Annotated in this window: 15 protein-coding genes and 1 tRNA gene; 12 read left to right on the top strand and 4 right to left on the bottom strand. The window is 54.3% G+C overall.

Translation table 11 applies throughout. The features are described from left to right. Nucleotides 1-570: HTH domain-containing protein (locus APY94_RS07960; protein ID WP_245610441.1), on the bottom strand; the 570-nt coding region annotated here is incomplete at its 3' end. A 70-nt stretch (nt 571-640) separates the two neighbouring features. Here APY94_RS07960 and APY94_RS07955 point away from each other — a divergent pair. Continuing rightward, nucleotides 641-1,159: a biotin transporter BioY gene (locus tag APY94_RS07955; RefSeq protein ID WP_058939123.1), complete on the top strand. Its 519-nt coding sequence runs from the start codon at nt 641-643 to the stop codon at nt 1,157-1,159. Between the two features lie 7 nt (nt 1,160-1,166). On the opposite strand, the gene APY94_RS07950 is transcribed toward APY94_RS07955, so the two are convergent. Then, nucleotides 1,167-2,231, bottom strand: coding sequence for a pyrolysin (locus tag APY94_RS07950; protein ID WP_245610440.1), 1,065 nt, complete (start codon nt 2,229-2,231; stop codon nt 1,167-1,169). 87 nt (nt 2,232-2,318) lie between these two features. Beyond that, a complete protein-coding gene (mobA, locus tag APY94_RS07945) occupies nt 2,319-2,915 on the bottom strand; it encodes a molybdenum cofactor guanylyltransferase (RefSeq protein WP_058939127.1) in 597 nt (198 codons plus the stop codon). 301 nt (nt 2,916-3,216) lie between these two features. Between mobA and APY94_RS07940 the strand changes: the two genes are divergently transcribed. Together APY94_RS07940 and APY94_RS07935 are read left to right on the top strand one after the other, a co-directional pair. Continuing rightward, nucleotides 3,217-4,005 (top strand): DUF4855 domain-containing protein, encoded by a 789-nt coding sequence (locus APY94_RS07940; RefSeq protein ID WP_058939121.1) that lies wholly within the window; start codon nt 3,217-3,219, stop codon nt 4,003-4,005. A 130-nt stretch (nt 4,006-4,135) separates the two neighbouring features. Beyond that, nucleotides 4,136-4,867, top strand: a complete 732-nt coding sequence (locus tag APY94_RS07935) for a hypothetical protein (protein ID WP_157065508.1) — start codon at nt 4,136-4,138, stop codon at nt 4,865-4,867. Between the two features lie 55 nt (nt 4,868-4,922). Here the strand turns inward: APY94_RS07935 and APY94_RS07930 are convergent, their stop codons facing one another. Further along, nucleotides 4,923-6,821, bottom strand: a complete 1,899-nt coding sequence (locus tag APY94_RS07930) for a S9 family peptidase (protein WP_058939119.1) — start codon at nt 6,819-6,821, stop codon at nt 4,923-4,925. A gap of 118 nt (nt 6,822-6,939) precedes the next feature. Here APY94_RS07930 and APY94_RS07925 point away from each other — a divergent pair, with 118 nt between their 5' ends. The 9 genes from APY94_RS07925 (at nt 6,940) to APY94_RS07885 (ending at nt 16,671) form a co-directional block, all read left to right on the top strand. Next, on the top strand, nt 6,940-8,076 hold the full coding sequence (locus APY94_RS07925; RefSeq protein WP_058939118.1) for a hypothetical protein: 1,137 nt from the start codon (nt 6,940-6,942) through the stop codon (nt 8,074-8,076). A gap of 115 nt (nt 8,077-8,191) precedes the next feature. After that, on the top strand, nt 8,192-9,109 hold the full coding sequence (locus APY94_RS07920) for a hypothetical protein (protein WP_058939117.1): 918 nt from the start codon (nt 8,192-8,194) through the stop codon (nt 9,107-9,109). A gap of 50 nt (nt 9,110-9,159) precedes the next feature. After that, nucleotides 9,160-11,592, top strand: coding sequence for a tRNA(Met) cytidine acetyltransferase TmcA (locus APY94_RS07915; protein WP_058939116.1), 2,433 nt, complete (start codon nt 9,160-9,162; stop codon nt 11,590-11,592). Nucleotides 11,593-11,738: 146 nt separating this feature from the next. Further along, nucleotides 11,739-12,251 (top strand): TIGR00288 family NYN domain-containing protein, encoded by a 513-nt coding sequence (locus APY94_RS07910; RefSeq protein ID WP_058939115.1) that lies wholly within the window; start codon nt 11,739-11,741, stop codon nt 12,249-12,251. Continuing rightward, nucleotides 12,248-12,760: a TIGR00288 family NYN domain-containing protein gene (locus tag APY94_RS07905; RefSeq protein WP_058939114.1), complete on the top strand. Its 513-nt coding sequence runs from the start codon at nt 12,248-12,250 to the stop codon at nt 12,758-12,760. Before APY94_RS07910 ends, APY94_RS07905 begins: the two co-directional genes overlap by 4 nt. 296 nt (nt 12,761-13,056) lie before the next feature. Further along, nucleotides 13,057-13,989, top strand: coding sequence for a calcium/sodium antiporter (locus tag APY94_RS07900; RefSeq protein ID WP_058939113.1), 933 nt, complete (start codon nt 13,057-13,059; stop codon nt 13,987-13,989). 108 nt (nt 13,990-14,097) lie between these two features. After that, complete coding sequence (locus APY94_RS07895; RefSeq protein WP_058939112.1) at nt 14,098-15,237, top strand: thiamine ABC transporter substrate-binding protein; 1,140 nt, start codon at nt 14,098-14,100, stop codon at nt 15,235-15,237. Nucleotides 15,238-15,298: 61 nt separating this feature from the next. Beyond that, a tRNA-Arg gene (locus tag APY94_RS07890) sits at nt 15,299-15,375 on the top strand. A 177-nt stretch (nt 15,376-15,552) separates the two neighbouring features. Further along, nucleotides 15,553-16,671 carry a methyl-accepting chemotaxis protein gene (locus tag APY94_RS07885; protein WP_058939111.1) on the top strand — a complete coding sequence of 373 codons (1,119 nt, stop codon included), beginning with the start codon at nt 15,553-15,555 and terminating at the stop codon, nt 16,669-16,671. Nucleotides 16,672-16,688: the final 17 nt, after the last annotated feature.

Raw genomic sequence — 16,688 nt, 5'->3', positions numbered from 1 at the left:
CGCGGCCTCCACCAGCACGCCGGCCGTTTTTCTCCCCGTCACATAGACCCCGCATTCCCTCATCTCCGCCTCGATTCCGTAGTGGGACAGTGTCCGAACAATCGCGTCGAGCGTCGGGGGCACCAGCCCGGACACATCCGCCAGCCTCATATCCGGTCTGAGGATAACGGAGAAGTACAGTCCTCCCCTCCTGGATTCCCAGCGGCTCCCCCTGCGTCCCTTGCCCGATGTCTGCTCCCGGGCTATGACAAACGTCCATCCAGGCTCCCCATCCTCTGCGAGCTTCCCTGCAACGTCCATGGTCGATGGCGTTCTCAGAACGTAGTAGCTCCTCACGTCCAGCTCCCATGGGTACGGCTCCCCGGGCTCAGAGAGGAGCATATAGCCCTTCCTGGAGGAATCTATGGTGTAGCCGAGGGCGATCAGCTCCCGCACATGCTTCCATACGGCGACCCTGGATACTCCCAGCTCCGCGGCCATAGTGTCGCCGGATACCCTCTCACCCCTCCGGAGTATGCCCAGGATGCCCCTCTTAACACGGCTGTCCCTGATGAGTCCCCTCATGGCCATCGAGTTTCGTTAACTAAAACATTTTAAAGATTAACGTCTGCCTGCGGGTGATGGAAAGGAGGGTGGTAGGATGAACAATAGGGACGTGGCGTTTGCGGCGCTCTTCGCCGCCCTGACGGCGGTTGGTGCTCAAATAAGCATCCCTATAGGCCCGGTTCCGATAACGCTTCAGGTTCTGTTCGTTCTCCTCGGGGGGCTCGTTCTTGGTGCCAGGCTCGGCTTTCTAAGCCAGCTCGCTTACGTGGTCATGGGTGCGGTGGGGATCCCCGTGTTTGCAGGCCCCCAGGGCGGCTTCGCCGTCCTCTACGGGCCGACTGGGGGCTACATAGTCGCGTTTCCAATAGCGGCTTTTATAGCCGGATACCTAACGGAAAAAACGGAGAAAAAAGCGGGGATGCTCGCAGGCTCCCTGGGCGGCATCGCGGTCATCTATCTCCTGGGCTGGCTCAGGCTCGCTTTCTTCATGAACGGGGACTTTGAGAGTGCTTTCAGGCTTGGGGTGCTGCCCTTCGTGCCGTTTGATATCCTAAAGGCTACCGTGGCGGTGAGTGTAGCATGGGCGGTCAGAAAAATGGTGGAAACGGTGTGATGGCAGATCACGGCTCTGCCATCGCATCTTTCAGGGTTTTTACTGCCTGCTTCTGATGAAGCGCCGCTTCCCGCATATCAGGCAATATCTGGAGTTTCCTCAGGTTCCCAAGAACCGGTCCGTATCTACTTGCATTGGTGTAGTACTCCGCCGCGGTTGAATTGTAGCCCTGCGCCATCATGAGTGTCTCGATGAGTGTCTCGTTGTCCAGCCCACCCTCAACGGCCTCGAGATAGAGTGCGTTGTATTTTTCAAGAAGGGCCGTGTAGCGGCGGTAGTAATAGAAGTTGAGCATCATAAAGCTCACTCTCCGGGAGCTTACGACGGGTGCAGGGGTTGAATAACCGAGGTTCAGGGTCACCATTTCCTTATAGAAAGCGGCCCAGTCGGATCCCATTCTTGCAACGCTGTACTCAATGGTCAGACCCGTTACGAAGACCTTACCGCTCCCAAGGGAGTACAATACTGTGCTCGGCTTGGTGTTGTCGGGGGTTCCCAAAGGCGCCTGAACGGTGATTATCTCTGCATTCGCTGGAAGGTCTACGAAGTAACCGTGGCTTGCATAGCTACTTGTGAGGGTTGTACTGTTGGCAAGTACATAATCGTGGCTTGAATAGCTCTTCCTTATCTCCACCCCTCCGGGAAGCGGTGTAGTCCACAATCCGCCGCCCCATCCCCAGTTGGCAGCGTGTATCTCAAGGACATTTCCGGCCCTTACATATTCCTCAAGTTTGTCCATCTGAGACCCTATCTCATCGTAAAACCGCTGTCTCTGGTCACTGACAATGACGATCATGTCGTATGTGTCTATAAGATCCTGAGATGTTTTGCTCTGAAGTTCAGTACTCGTCATAACGTCGTATGGTACCCCCATGTCCGTGAGGGTATCCTCAACAGCAGGCGTACCCCAGGCATCAGAATTTTTCAAAATCAGTACGTTGTAATCCGTCAGCAGTTTGGCCGAGACGGATGGTGGGCCAATCATGGCCATTAAACTAAACAACACAAGCAGCGATAACGCCGCGCTCAAAATTTTTTTCATAACAACTCTCTCCCTTATGGTCCGAACCAAGTAGAAGCACTTTCGGAACTTCTACTCAAATATATTATAGACTTTACACTATTTAAGCTTTCCTACACAATTTTGAAAAATTTTCAATCACGTTTGTCCTTCCCGCTTGAGGGTCTCGACCGCGAACCTGATGTCGAAGGAGTTCCTTACCCTGAAGAAGCTCAGCGTCACCTTTGGGTTCCTCTTTGCCAGCTCCTCAATGGACAGCGGTTCGTAGTCTAGGAACTCCGTTACCCGGTTCAGATTCCGGTAGCCCTCGGCCAGGGCCGCCTCAATGGCATCGGCAAGGGCGTCAGGCTCGTAAACCGCATGCGTAACCTCCGCCGTCCCGTCCTTCCAGACCGGTATCAGCGCCTCCGGCTCGTTCTCGTAGAAGAGCCCGGTCATGTAGTTCACGAGGAAGGGCATTATCAGTGGCATGTTGCCCTCGGCCAGAAAGAACGGCTCCCCGGGGAGGGCTTTCAGGAGGGCCTCCATCTTGCTCCTTGCGGAAACAGGAAGGGGATTCGAGACGTGAAGGGAATAAGTCCTGAGCTTGTCCTTTCTGACCACCGTGATGACCTCATCTATCCTCTTGCTTGTGAGGAGCCTCCTCTCCGTGAGCCTGACGACCGGCTCATCTGCAACGGGCAGAGTGTAGTTCTCCCACCGCTTTTCTGGGAAGGCCAGGATTACCCCGAGCATGGTTGCCATCTCAACTCACTGTTTAAAAATTCAGCGTTTTGAAATTTTGCATGTGTTCTGTTACTGGAACCTGGCAAATCTGGGCGATGCTTCCAACCATAGCCGGAACGCTCTTCGTGCTTGCTGGCAGAGTTATTAGAGCCCACATCCGGAAATCAAGAACGTCTACCCCGAGCACATCGCGGAGGCCAAGAAGTTCTGGACTACACGCTTTGATTTTTCTTTTTTTATATTGTTCTTTAAACGTCATCCAACGAAAAGTTTATATGTTATCGAATAAGCAATTATTAACGGTGATGCCATGACTCGACTGGCATTGTTTTATTATGCTGGAAAGAAAATTACACCTAAAGAACAAATTGCAGAGTTTATAAAATATTTCGATGGAGTTGTGCTATTGTCTACCGACGAAGGAAAATATTCGAATTTTTCTACGCTCTTGAGTGACATGAAAAAGTTCGTAGCAGAATCCGGTTTGGGATTTGAAATATGGGTGGAAATCCCGTATTATGATGCTACTAAAACGCGCAGGACTCTCGAGGATATGAAGGATTGGGTAACTAAAGTCGAATCCTCTACTGTGGCCAGAAGGGTGACGGGGTACTACTTCAGTCTGGAGGGAGCAGGGGCCGTGTCTAGTGATTCTACTAAAATAAAAAACATTGTGAGTTACATTAGAGACACTTACAAAAAACCTGTACTGTGGATACCCATAGAAAGATGGGAGGACCGTGATCCATTGTATTTAACAAGAAAATGTGTACAAAAAGTAGGATTTACTCATGTAGCTCCGCAACCCCATTACTACATGGTCACCAACACTAAAGATGATTACTACAGACCAAATGGTATGAATTATCAAGATTTAAACGAGTTCATGTGGTTCTGCCATGAAAATGGGTTCGGTGTCGAGATGGAATGGGACTCAGCAGTTAGAGGGTATTGCGAGCACTGTGGGTACGGATGTAATGCTACAAAGTGTACGGAGCGAGCAAGAGATTATTTAGTGTCACTTGGTGACATTGAGAAAAGGTTCGGGAAGTTCCCATATGTAGTTTACTATTTAGCACAGACCTCAACAACTATCTAAAAGTGGTGAGGTAATGAAAAGAATCAATGTATTCAGAAGTGTCATTCTCCTCCTGTTTACTTTTGAATTATTTACATTGGGCTTAGGAAATGCAATAAGTGTATCTTGGAACGGAACAACCTGGGCCCTCTTGAGCGAAGAAAACGGAAGCTATTACCTGACGACGGTGGTGCCCGACGGACATCTCTCAAAGGTTCCGCTCCACCTCAACGGGACTCCCTGCGGTTTAGCGTGGAACGGAAGCGAGTGGCTGATTGAAACCTTCGTCCCGGACAGCGTGGTAGTTCAAACCCTCAACGGCTCCGTTCTCTTCGGGATACACAGTTACGACTGCAGGGGCTTCGCCTACCTTAACGGAACTTACTACGTCCCAATCTCGGAATCGGCGAGGATGGGGGACTGCTCTCTTTTCCAGGTCTCTTCGAACGGAAGCGTCGAGAAGACGATTCCCTGCGGTTCAATTGACGGCGCAGGGATCAAGGCGGTGGAAGGAAGGCTTTACTTCATTAACTGCACCAGAGTCTACGTTTACTCCAACGGGGCTTTTAAGAGGGTTCTGCAACTTGACAACTGTGCGGAAGATTTTGATATCCTTAACGGCAAAATCCTTCTGTGTTCCAACGGTCTCATCGAGCACTCCAAGAACGGTACGAAGGAGATAACAGATTCCTGCGACGCAATCAGTTGCAACGGGCGGGAATGCCTAATCGCGTCAAATGGGACGCTCTACATCTACGACGGAAACCTGAGTACTCTCGAGATAGAGGAGAAGGCACGAAACATCAACCCCAAAACCGTCGCAGTGGGGGTATTTCTCGTTTTCCTGACAATCTGGCTCCTGATGAGGAGAAAATCAGCCTGAGAGCTTCAGCTCTCTAAACTCTCCCCTTAACCACTCGAAGTAAAGAAAGGGAAAATCACCCCTTCAACCACCTCTTAAACCACCCGGCAATCAGCTCTAAGCGCTTAACCCTGTGCTTCGGCTTTCCGCCCCTGCTGAGGTCGTGGTTCTCTCCTGGGAAGAGCGCCAGCTCAACGGTCTTGCCGAGGTATTTGAGCGCCGTGTAGAACTGCAGTCCCTCGGGCAGCCAGCACCGGTAGTCCTCCATCGAGTGGATTACGAGCAGGGGCGTTTCAACGTTCGGCGCGTACTTCAGCGGGCTCTTATCCCAGTAGGCATCGGTGTTGCTCCAAGGGTCAGAGCCAATCTGGTCGGGCGCGAAGAAGTAGCCGATGTCCGTCGTTCCGAAGAAGCTCACCCAGTTGGAGATCGACCTCTGGGTTACCGCCGCTTTGAAGCGCTTCGTGTGTCCGACTATCCAGTTGGTCATGAAGCCGCCGTAGGAACCGCCGGTAACTCCTATCCTCTCCTCGTCGATGAAGTCGAAGCGCTTCAGCGCCTCGTCAACGACCTCCATCAGGTCCTGGTAATCTCTCTCCCCGTAGTGCTCCCTTATGTCCGCGAAGTCCTCGCCGTAGCCGTCGCTGCCGCGCGGGTTGGAGAATATCACGACGAAGCCTTTGGCAGTAAGAACGTGGAACTCGTGCATGAGGGAGTAGCCGTAGGCGGTTTTAGGCCCCCCGTGAATCTCCAGAACGGCGGGATATTTCTTTCCGGGCTCAAAATCAACGGGCTTCATGATCCAGGCGTCTATCTCAACGCCGTCGCTCGCTTTGACCCTGAAGTGCTCCGGTTTGGAGAGCTCGTACTCCTTTATCCAGCTGTTGAAGTCCGTAATCCTCTTCTCCTTTCCGTCGCGGAGGATGTAGAGCTCCGTTGGAGTGACCGCGTCCTGGGAGGTAAAGGCTACGTAGTCGCCGATGGCGAAGCTTTCAACGCTTCTATCGCTGCCGATGACGCGCTCGATTTTGCCTTTAAGGTTTACCCTAAAGAGGTTCGCCCTCGGGCCGTCCGTTGCCACGTAATAAACCCAGCCGTCTCTGAAAACCAGTTCTGCCCTCTGGCTTCCCCTAACGTCGCAGTTTAGGGAGTTGTATGCAGCCCTGTCGAGTTCCGCGGTGAGCTTCCTCATCTCGCCCGTCTCCGGGTTGTAGTGGTAGATGTGGGTGTTCGTCGGAATCCCGCGCTCGCGGATGTTGGCCTTGAGGATGAAGGTTCCATCGTCGAGGGGAATAAAGTCGCTCACGCTCCACTCTCCGGGGGTTAGCCTCTTTGCCTTCCTGCCCTCGAGGACGTAGAGGTCGCTCACCATCGGCTTCCTCTCGCGGTCTTCCTGGGCTATGAAGTAGAGCTTTCCTTCATAGAACCTAATCTGCGAGACGTCGAGGTTCTTCGGCGTTATGCTCCTCTTCCTGCCGGTCTCAAGGTCAACGAGATAGACCACGCTCCTCTTCCCGTAGACCCAGCCGACGCCGTTGAACCAGAAAGGAATTTCCTTGATGACGTGGACGTCGTCCTTTGGCTTCTTCTCAACGTCTATTGGCGTAACGACCGCTATGCTCTTACCATCCTCTGTGAAGCGGAGGTTCTTGATCCCGTACTTGAACTTCGCTAAAAGTCTCGCCTCGCCGCCGTCGGTTGGAATAACGTACAGCTCGGCCTCCTTGCTCTCCTTATCGCGCTTTGAGGTGAAGGCTATCAGCTTTCCGTCCGGGGAGAAGCGCGGGTTTCCGTCCTTCTTTCCGGAGGTGAAGGGCTTAACCTTTCTGCCGTCGTAGAGGTAGATCCTTGAGAAGTAGTCGTCCTTTTCAACGCTTATCTCCGTTACCTGGAAAACGAGCCTTCTCCTGAAGGCGTCGATGTTCCCGACGAGCTTGAACTTTTCGAGGTCTTTCTCGGTTAGGCCTTTCGCCATAGAAACCACCGAATTAATTCGGCTCTTTTCGTATAAAAGCTTAGCGTTTCGATAGCCGTCTCCGCGACGTATTTGCAACTGCGAAAGGTATTTAAAGACATTAACTTTGGTTGTTTTGATGAAACTCCCCAGGAGAAAATGTGTCGTGGCGCTCGCAATAGCTGGCATAGTTCTCTTAACCGTCGTCCAGTGGTGGAGCTATCGCCAGGTGGGCGAGGTTCTGGAGAACTATCCCCTCGCCGGCACGATGACGGGCTATGTCATGGAAAAACGTCCCCTGGTGCCTCACCTTTACGTGAGTTCTCTAAGGGGGCGCATAGTCGGTTACAGGCACGATCCGGACACCAGAAGGTATCTCGTTGTTGTCGAGGGGAAGATGGAAGGGTCCAGGAAATCGGAGGAGTACCTGGAACTGCTGGGCGTTGCTCGCGAGAGGTACTTTACCTTCCTCAACATCACGGCTGAGGAACTCACTGTCTGGTGGAACACAAAGAACGAGTCGTACCTCAACAGGGCGGCCTTTGACTTAGCCCACTCATTACCGTGGAAGGTCGAGCTGAGCACCCTGGAGCGTTCGGAGAACAGAACCCTTGTAATTGTGGAGCCGCCCTATCCATACGCCGTCCTGTACTCCTCCGGTTCAGCATGGTATCTGGGAACGTCCCTGCTTCTCATAGCCCTCGCGATTTACCTCCTCCACTCTGCATCTGAGGTGGTTGAATTCGTTTCCAGGAGAAAGACCTGGCTGGGAGTTCTTCTCGTTGGTTTGTTGGTTTTTGCAAGTCTGAGAAACTCGAGAGAAGACCCGCTAATGAGCCTGGGACCGATGTGGTGGACCAGCGATGGAGACTGCACCTACGTCACTTACGCCGTCGTTAGAAACGAAAAAGTGGACGATGTGCTGATTGATGCTATCAAAATGGCCAAGGACTGGGAAGTTTACGGAAGAAAGAGGGCACGGACGGTGGTGTTGCTCCTTTCACCAGACGAGGCGGAAAATCTCGTTGGCAGGTTAAAGGAAGTGACCACGGTCAAGGCCGTTTCCGTTCAGCTTCACGCCAGCAGGAGAGATGAAATGTGGAGGGAAGCACTGGTTCCGGCTTATCTAGACCTGCTGAACCTTTACGGTGATGTTCTACCCGATGAAGCGTTTGTCGCCCTCTTTAATGTTTCCAAAGACCTGGTTGGAGTGGAGAGCGTGATTTATCCCAACTGCGGTGACATGAGGGTGGTTCGGATAATACTGGAGGGATAGGAATGGGAAAGGGATTCTCAGAATGAAGTTCCCATTTAGGCACGGGGATGTGAGCTTCGTAGGAGAGTGGCCCACTTTATATTCCCATGAAACAGCCCTGACAGGTGCATGGCACATGAAGTCAGTTCCAAAAGTCGTTTCAACGGTGCTTTCGACTGCCCTCATCTTTATGATCCTGATCTCCGCTGCCCAGTGGGTAGCGTACGAGAATGCCGAGGAGAAGGCCCGCTCGCTTCCCTGCAACCTCTCCCCCGCGCCGTACAGGCTCGAGGTCGAGTCGTTCCTTCCGCCGGGGGAACTCCTTGATGAAGCAATCGGCCACCGCTACGGTTTCTCCGGCGAGCTTGAGATGGTAGTGCCCAGAAAGCTCGGGGAGCCAAATCCGGAGTACGAAGACCTCTCCTGGCACCTTTCCCGGGAGCTGGACGACTCGGTAACCTATCTCAGAGGCTTTCTCGCGAACGGGAGCGACGAGGAGGTTGAGATGGCATTTCAGGTGGTGGAGAGGAGCTACTTCATGTTCAGGCTTGAAGAAAGGCTCTGCCTGAAGAACCTGACGGCCGTGACTTTCAGGCCGGCTCCTCCCCTGAAGTGGGTCCTGTCATCGAGGTCTGCCCTGGAAAAGCTCAGCGAGTACCGGGACTTTAGGGCGATGCTGTTCGGGACGGCCGTTGCTTTTTCCCTCGTCGGCATTTTCTGGCTCTGGCTCTTCCTCGTTGCAAAGCTGCCCCTCAACGGTCCACCCAGGGTGATTGTAGCGCTCCTTTTAATGATCATCCTCTTCGGCTCCGCCATTCCGGCGCTGAAGCTCACCTATCCAAACGGAGAAAACGACCACCCAACGCCGGCCCACCCCAGGTGTGACGTTGTCCACCTGGAGGACTGCCACTCCGTGCTCTTCCACGCGGCCCTCGACTACATGGGTGACGACAGGAGAACCGCCACCTGCGAGACCCTCGCGTACCTGGAGAAACGCCTGAGAAAAGATGAAATGGAAAGACTGGCTGAGGTGCTGGAACCGGACTGCACCTGACGCCACCTTTTTAAATCCCCCTTCTCCCCTTTATCCGGGAGGTGGCGGCCGTGACCGTCAAGGTCCGCTTTGACAAGGAAGTGAGAGAATACGCCAAAGGCGAGAAGGTTAAGGACGATGTTCTCAGGCTCACCGAGACTGCCCTGGCGCAGGCGCTTGAGAAGTTCCACAGAAGGATGATTCTGATAGAGGGCGATACGCCGCGAAAGGCGGAGCTGGCTGGAATTCTGGCCGGAGCTTCAGCGCGCGTTTTGAGCGATGCCCTGGAGGAACTGAAGAAAAAGCGCCTCCGCGATGAGAGTGAGGATGGGATACAGGTTCTCTACGCAACGGACGCCCTGGGGGAGGACACCTTCGGGCGGAAGCGTTACGAAGCATTCAGAAAGCACTTTGACGTCCTCGCGGGCTCAAACGCCGATGTGAAGGCCGTGACCTTCAAGCACACCCGCGACATACTCGGAAGGACGTACGACCTGCTCGTTCTGGACATGAGCTACGACTACTCCCCCAACGACCTCGGCAGGATAATCGAGACCGTCCGCGGAGGGGGACTCATCTTCATCCTGGCCCATCCCTTTGAGAAGTGGAAGAAGATGTGGACGGGCTTCCACAAGAGCCTCGTCACGCCACCCTACACGATAGACGACGTGAAGAAGCGCTTCAACAGGCGCATCATCCGTAAGTTCACCAAATACGACGGGATATACATCATCACCGAGAACGGCAAGCTCAGGAAGAAGCCGAAGCGGAACAAGACCCAGGCAAAGATTAAGGGCCGCCGGGGCGTTGAGATTCCAGGCGAGACGGTTTTCCCGCGCGAGCTGTACGAGATGGCGCTCACCGAGGGCCAGGTTGAGGTTCTAAGGGCCTTCGAGGGGCTGGTCGAGGAGGAGGGCATGCTCGTCCTCACGGCGGACAGGGGCCGTGGAAAGAGCGTCTCCGTCGGAATAGCCGCGATAGGGCTTGCTCTCGCCCTTAACAAGCGCACCCGCATCGTTGTAACCGCCCCCGAGCCGGAGAACGTCCAGGCCCTCTTCCGCTTCGCAAAGCGCGCCCTCGAGAAGCTAGGCTTCAAGCCCTACGTCGTCGAGGAAAAGGGTCTCATAAAGGAGCTATACGCAAGGAAGATTGGACTGAGATATTACCCGCCGGCCGAGGGGTACCGCAAGAGCGCCGACCTCTACATCCTGGACGAGGCCGCCGGAATCCACGTTCCCATACTCCACAAGTACCTGGACAAGCCGCGCGTCGTCTACTCCTCGACGATACACGGCTACGAGGGTGCCGGAAGGGGCTTCTCCGTCAAGTTCCTGAAGAAGGCCCGTGAGAAAAGGGAATTCAAGGAGCTTCACATGGACGAGCCGATCCGCTATGCGGAAGGCGACCCCATCGAGAAGTGGCTCTTCGACGTCCTCCTGCTCGATGCTGAGCCGGTTGAGCTGACGGAGGAGGACTACGAGCTCATCAAGAACAAGGAGGTCTACTTTGAGGAGCCGGATCTGGACGACTGGTTCGAGCACGACAGGGAAGACTTAAGAAACTTCGTCGGTATCTACATCCTCGCCCACTACCGCAACAGGCCGAGCGATGTGGCCCTGCTCGCCGATGCGCCGCATCACGAGGCCAGGGTGCTCCGTTTGAAGAACGGGAAAATCGTTACCGCCGTGCAGATAGCCAAGGAGGGCGGTATTCCAAAGAAGGTCATAGAGAAGATGGCCAAGGGCTACAAGCCGCGCGGGAACATAATCCCGGACATGATGGTCAAGCACCACATGCTCAAGGAGTTCGCCAAGCTGAAGGGATACAGGATAGTCAGGATAGCCACCCACCCGGACGCGATGGACATGGGGCTGGGGAGTAAAGCCCTTGAACTGCTGGAGAAGGAGGCGAGGGAAAAGGGCCTCGACTGGATAGGCTCGGGCTTCGGTGCGAGTGAAGAACTGGCCCGCTTCTGGGTCAAGAACGGCTTCGCGGTGGTGCACCTCAGTCCAGCCCGCAACCCTGTCAGCGGTGAGTTCACCGCGATAGTCCTCAAGCCGATAAGCGAGAGGGCGAAGAGGCTCATTCGCCAGGCCAGCGATGAGTTCAGAATCAGGCTCACAGAGTGGCTGGGCGACACCCACAGGGAGCTTGAGCCTGAGATAGCGCGCTGGCTCTTCGAGACGCCCTTCGGTGAGGCCGTGGATTACCCGATTCACCTCACCGACGTCCAGAAGAAGAGGCTGGACGCCTTCACGGGCAAGGTTCTCACCTACGACACCGTGCTCGACGCGGTCAAGCCGATAGTGAAGCTCTACTTCCTGGACGGCTGGATGAAGCCCTACCTCGACGAACGCCAGATAAAACTCCTGATCTACCGCGTGCTCCAGGCCCACAGCTGGGAGGAAACCGCGAAGCTCATAGACAGAACCGAAACCTTCACAATGATAGAGGTGCGCGACATCATCAGGGGCCTCTGGTACTACTATAAGCGGCTCCTTTAAGTCCCTCTTTTTTGTGCGGCTTGTATCCCCGCACTCGATAACGACATACGATTTCCGGGAGTCAACCTTTTTATAGGATTGTCCCGTAGGTAGAGTGTATCACTCTGATCGCGTGATTGGTTGAACAATTTCAACGGTGACTCCCTATGGCGGGCAGCAACTGGGAGCGGATAATATCGATGACGAAGGACGGGATGAGGAGCATCGGAATGATGCGGAGAAAGATGAGCCGGGGAAAGAGGATAGCTCTTCTCATTGATGGCCCGAATATTCTTCGTAAGGAGTTCGGGATAAAGCTTGAGGACATAGTCGAGGCCCTCGAGGGACTCGGCGACCTGCGCGTTGCCAAGGTTGTCCTCAACCAGTACGCCCCCCAGGGACTCATCGAAGCCGTCTCGAACCAGGGGTTCGACACCATGGTCGTCTCCGGTGAGACCGGGGTGAAGCTCGCGGTTGAGGCGATGCGCGAGATATACAACCAGAATATCGATGCCATAGCCATAGCAACCCGAAATGCGGAGTTCCTCCCGGTCATCCTCAAGGCCAAGGAGAAGGGCAAGGAGACGATAGTGCTCGGCATAGAGCCGGGCTTTTCCGCGGCCCTCAAGCACGCGGCGGACTACACAATAATCCTGAACCCGAAGGGTGATGAGGAATGAAGGAGACCCTCTTCAAGGTGCTCCGCAGGGGCGAAAAGGAGGTCGAGGCCGAGCCCCCCAAGCACGTGAGGGGCAAGAGCATCGGCCTGATAATCGACGGTCCGAATATTCTCCGCAAGGAGTTCGGGATAAAGCTCGAGGACATAGTCGAGGCGCTTGAGAGGATCGGAAAGATACGCGTTGCCAAGGTTGTCCTCAATCAGTACGCCCCCCAGGGACTCATCGAAGCCGTCGTCAATCAGGGACTCGAGCCGATAATCGTCGCCGGTGACACGGACGTCAGGATAGCGATAGAGGCAATGGAGCTCATCTACAACTCGGACGTCGAGGTCATCGCCCTGGCCACCCGCGATGCGGACTTTCTCCCCCTCATCAACGAGGCCAAACGTAAGGGTAAGGAGACCATAGCCATAGGCGTTGAACCCGGCTTTTCCGTGGCCCTTCAGAACGCGGCCGACTACGTGATAAGAATGGAGAGAAAGGGGGAGGAACGGGCAAATAACTTTTAAGTCCCTTCCCTATTCTACCGTTCTGGTTAGCCGTAACTTTTGTAAAGTTTGTGAGCATGCCTCGTCACGGCCAACCTTCCGGCCTCTCGTCTTCATTGGCTGGCTTTCGGGGGGAACGGAAACTCCCCACATCTTCATGAATTTTCGCAGTCCCCATTTGGGCTTACAAACCCCACATACCAGGGACTATCACACCACTCAAAAACAAAGCCCAAGAATATTTTAAAAATTACGCAAACCAAAAGACACCAAATGTTTTAAATGCTACCAACCAAGAAACAGCCCGGTGGGAGAAAGTGATAGTTGAAATAATCCTCTTCGCCGTTGGTCTGGTTCTTCTCATCAAGGGGAGCGATTACTTCGTGGAGGCGGCCTCCCGCGTCGCCAAGGGGTTCGGCGTCAGTGAGTTCATAATCGCACTCGTCCTCGCGAGCATCGCCACCACACTGCCGGAGGTAACGGTCTCGGCCATATCCTCCTACCAGGGGAACCCGGACATCGCCCTGGGAAACGCCATAGGAAGCGCCCTCGCCAACATAGCTCTCATCCTCGGAGTCTCGGCCCTGATAATGCCCCTCAGCGTTGAGAGAGCCGCCTGGAAAAATGCCCTCTTCATGGTGGCCGTCACCGCCTACGCGGGCCTGCTCATGCACGACGGGACCATAAGCCGGCTCGACGGTGCCAGCCTCATACTCATCTACTTCGGCTTCCTCTACTACCTCTACCGGAAGCACATGACGCTCGAGGAACTTCCCGAGGGCGGAACCCGTGACCCCCGCAGGGATGCCCTGATAATGCTCGGAAGCGGTCTGGTCGTGGTCATCGGCGCCAAACTGGTCGTGGACAGCGCCGTAACGATAGCCAGGGCCTACGGTGTCCCGGAAATCGTGATCGGTCTGACGATGGTGTCCATAGGCACCTCCCTGCCGGAGCTCACGAACTCCCTCATGGCCACCCTCAAGAGGCTGCCCAACATAAGCGTCGGCAACATAATCGGCGCCAACATACTCGACGTGCTTATGGTCATAGGAATAGCGTCTCTGATAAACCCCATAAAGGTGGATGCGACGGTTTACACCTTCACCCTGCCGCTGACCCTCCTCGTTATGGGGCTCCTAACCGCCGTCCTGAGGCTCACGGGAAGGATAGACAGGGTTACTGCGGGTGTTTTTCTGGCAGTGTACGCATACTTCCTGTACGCCTACACCACCGGTGCCGTGAGGCTCTGACTTCATTCTCAACTTTTTCCGACTTCCCGAAACTGGGAAGCAAAGCTTTATTAATCCGGTTATTACCCCCTTATTGGGAATCAAAACCGAGTATTTGGAGGTGTTGCCATGAGGAAGCTTGGTGCGTTCCTCGCCGTGCTGCTGCTCCTGGGTCTCCTGGTTCCAAAACCGGTCGCGGCTGAAGAGACGCTGACGGTTTACTCCTACGACAGTATCGAGTGGTGGATGAAGGAGATAGTACCGCTTTTCGAACAGAAGTACGGGGTCAAGGTGAACCTCGTCCTCATCGGTGACGCCGGTGAGGTTCTAAACAGGCTTATCCTCGAGAAGGACAATCCCCAGGCTGACGTCGTTGTGGGCATAGACAACAGCTACCTGGCGAAGGCCATAGACGCAGGTGTGCTGGAGCCGTACAAGCCCGCCAACGCAGACGTAATTCCGGACTGGATCGTTGAGAAGTTCGACCCGACCTACCACCTCACGCCCTACGACTACGGTTTCATAGCCATCAACTACCGCAAGGACATGGTTCAGAACCCGCCGAGCAGCCTCGAAGACCTCACCAAGCCGGAGTGGAAGGGCAAGCTGATAATCGAAGACCCGCGCACGAGCTCGCCGGGAATGGCCTTCCTCCTCTGGACGATAGCGGTCTACGGCGACGACTGGCTCTACTACTGGGAGAAACTGAAGGAGAACGACGTTCAGATAGTCAAGGGCTGGAGCGAGGCGTGGGGTGCGTTCAGCGAGGGTGAGTACCCGCTCGTCCTCAGCTACGCCACCTCCCCAGCTGCAACCGTCTACTACGACAACAACACCAACGTCGGAGCCGTCGCCTTCAGGGAGGGCAACTACCTCCAGATAGAGGGCGCGGGAATAATCAAAGGCGCCAAGAACAAGGAGCTGGCCAAGAAGTTCATCGAGTTCCTCATAAGCGAGGAGGCTCAGGAGAAGCTCCCACTCAACCAGTGGATGTACCCAGTTAACGGAGACGTTGAACTCCCGGAGGTCTTCCAGTACGCGGTTAAGGTGGACAAGCCCGTCGCAATAGACTCCAGGGAGATAGAGACCAACTACGAGACCTGGCTCAAGCAGTGGACCCAGCTCATGGTCGAGGGCAAGAGCCCGGATGAGATACTCGGGAAGACGACCACCGAAACCGGCGGGGAAACCGATAACACTGGCATATGCGGGCCGGCCCTGATGGTTGGCCTCGCCGTGCTCCCGCTCCTCCTCAGGAGGAGGCGGTGAGGTTTCTTCCTTTTCTCCCCACCGTAACTTTTATAAGAGCGCCCCTGCACCTTAGGAGCGAGGGCCCGTAGCCTAGCAGGATAGGGCGTCGGCCTTCTAAGCCGGAGGTCGCGGGTTCGAATCCCGCCGGGCCCGCCACAAGAAACTTTGCCTGCGACATTGTTTACTGATCCGCTATCTAAAACGGGATGCTCTTCTAGGACGACCCTCGAACTATACGTACATAGTAACCTACACAGATACATACACAAAAACTACTTATTAAGGTAAAGCGACGTGTATAGTGCAATATGTTCTGCAGTTGGGGGGAGTGCCATGCAAAAAGCACTACACTCGGACTTTGGCTATACTCCGAGAGAGAGAGACTTGGAAGAGTCCATTAACGAAGCTTTTGATGAAGTGTTTCATATTTTGAGAGGGGTTTCCGAAGAGAACCTCGATTCCCACATTCAGATGGAAATTAACGATGCCATCAGGAACCTGGAAAAGCTCAAGGAGGCCCTTGGAACTACTGTGCATACCGTATCCGAAGTCTCACATGATGTTCAGTCAAAGATAGATTCCCTCTCCCAGAATATTCAAGGCATCGGCGAGGCAATTAACCAGGTGACTGAGGCTATAAGTCAGGTCAGCATCGAAGCCCAGCGCCAGCAGGAGACGATTTCTGAAATCAAAAACGCAATGGATGTCGTTCAGGATACCGTCGCTGTTACCAGCCAAGCCACTGATCATGTGAGTGCAGCTGTGGATGAGGTCGTCTCTATCTCCAAGGAGGGGGAAGAGAGGGGCAGACTTGCGACTCAGGAGATTACGAAGATTCAGGATGTTATGACGAACATTACGCAGACTATCCAGGCTGTGAAGGAGATGGGAAAACAGATTGGAGAGATAACCAACGTTATTACTGGTATTGCCGGGCAGACAAACCTTCTGGCTCTCAACGCGGCGATTGAAGCTGCAAGAGCTGGGGAGGCCGGCAGGGGCTTCGCGGTCGTCGCCCAGGAGATCCGCAAACTTGCGGAGGAAAGCAAGGATGCCGCGAACAACATCAAAAAGATAATTGAGACGATGACCGAAAGGGTTGATGAAGCTGCCAGTGCGGCTGAGAATGGTGTTAGTGTAGTGGAAGAAGCAAGTGGCATCCTAGAAGAAACCATTGCATACATGACCAACATCAACGAACTCGTGTCTGAACTTGGTCCCCAGATGGAAGAACTGAAACAGAAGGTCGAAGAGGCGGAGAATGAAGTTCAGAAGGTTCTTCAGGCTGTAGATGCTCTCGCTGCGAGTGCCGAGGAAAACACTGCAGCTGCGGAGGAGGTCAGCTCCTCGGCTCAGGAACAGAATGCTGCTCTTGAAGAAATCTCTAGGGCAACAGACGAACTCCATAGAAGAATGGAGGATCTCATAGCGCTCCTGACCAAGGGGCTTTAACCTTTTCCCTACCCTTT

It is taken from the genome of Thermococcus celericrescens (assembly GCF_001484195.1).
Classification (GTDB): Archaea; Methanobacteriota_B; Thermococci; order Thermococcales; family Thermococcaceae; genus Thermococcus; species Thermococcus celericrescens.
The sequence above is the reverse complement of the archived record's forward strand: the minus strand, read 5'-3'. Positions and strand labels throughout refer to the sequence as shown.

Bases quoted from the DNA above. Each gene is read 5' to 3' on its own strand.
- APY94_RS07955 (WP_058939123.1), top strand. From the start codon at position 641: ATGAACAATAGGGACGTGGCGTTTGCGGCGCTCTTCGCCGCCCTGACG.
- APY94_RS07910 (WP_058939115.1), top strand. From the start codon at position 11,739: ATGGCGGGCAGCAACTGGGAGCGGATAATATCGATGACGAAGGACGGG.
- mobA (WP_058939127.1), bottom strand. From the start codon at position 2,915: ATGCTCGGGGTAATCCTGGCCTTCCCAGAAAAGCGGTGGGAGAACTAC.
- APY94_RS07940 (WP_058939121.1), top strand. From the start codon at position 3,217: ATGACTCGACTGGCATTGTTTTATTATGCTGGAAAGAAAATTACACCT.
- APY94_RS07920 (WP_058939117.1), top strand. From the start codon at position 8,192: ATGAAGTCAGTTCCAAAAGTCGTTTCAACGGTGCTTTCGACTGCCCTC.
- APY94_RS07925 (WP_058939118.1), top strand. From the start codon at position 6,940: ATGAAACTCCCCAGGAGAAAATGTGTCGTGGCGCTCGCAATAGCTGGC.
- APY94_RS07905 (WP_058939114.1), top strand. From the start codon at position 12,248: ATGAAGGAGACCCTCTTCAAGGTGCTCCGCAGGGGCGAAAAGGAGGTC.
- APY94_RS07930 (WP_058939119.1), bottom strand. From the start codon at position 6,821: ATGGCGAAAGGCCTAACCGAGAAAGACCTCGAAAAGTTCAAGCTCGTC.
- APY94_RS07895 (WP_058939112.1), top strand. From the start codon at position 14,098: ATGAGGAAGCTTGGTGCGTTCCTCGCCGTGCTGCTGCTCCTGGGTCTC.
- APY94_RS07885 (WP_058939111.1), top strand. From the start codon at position 15,553: ATGCAAAAAGCACTACACTCGGACTTTGGCTATACTCCGAGAGAGAGA.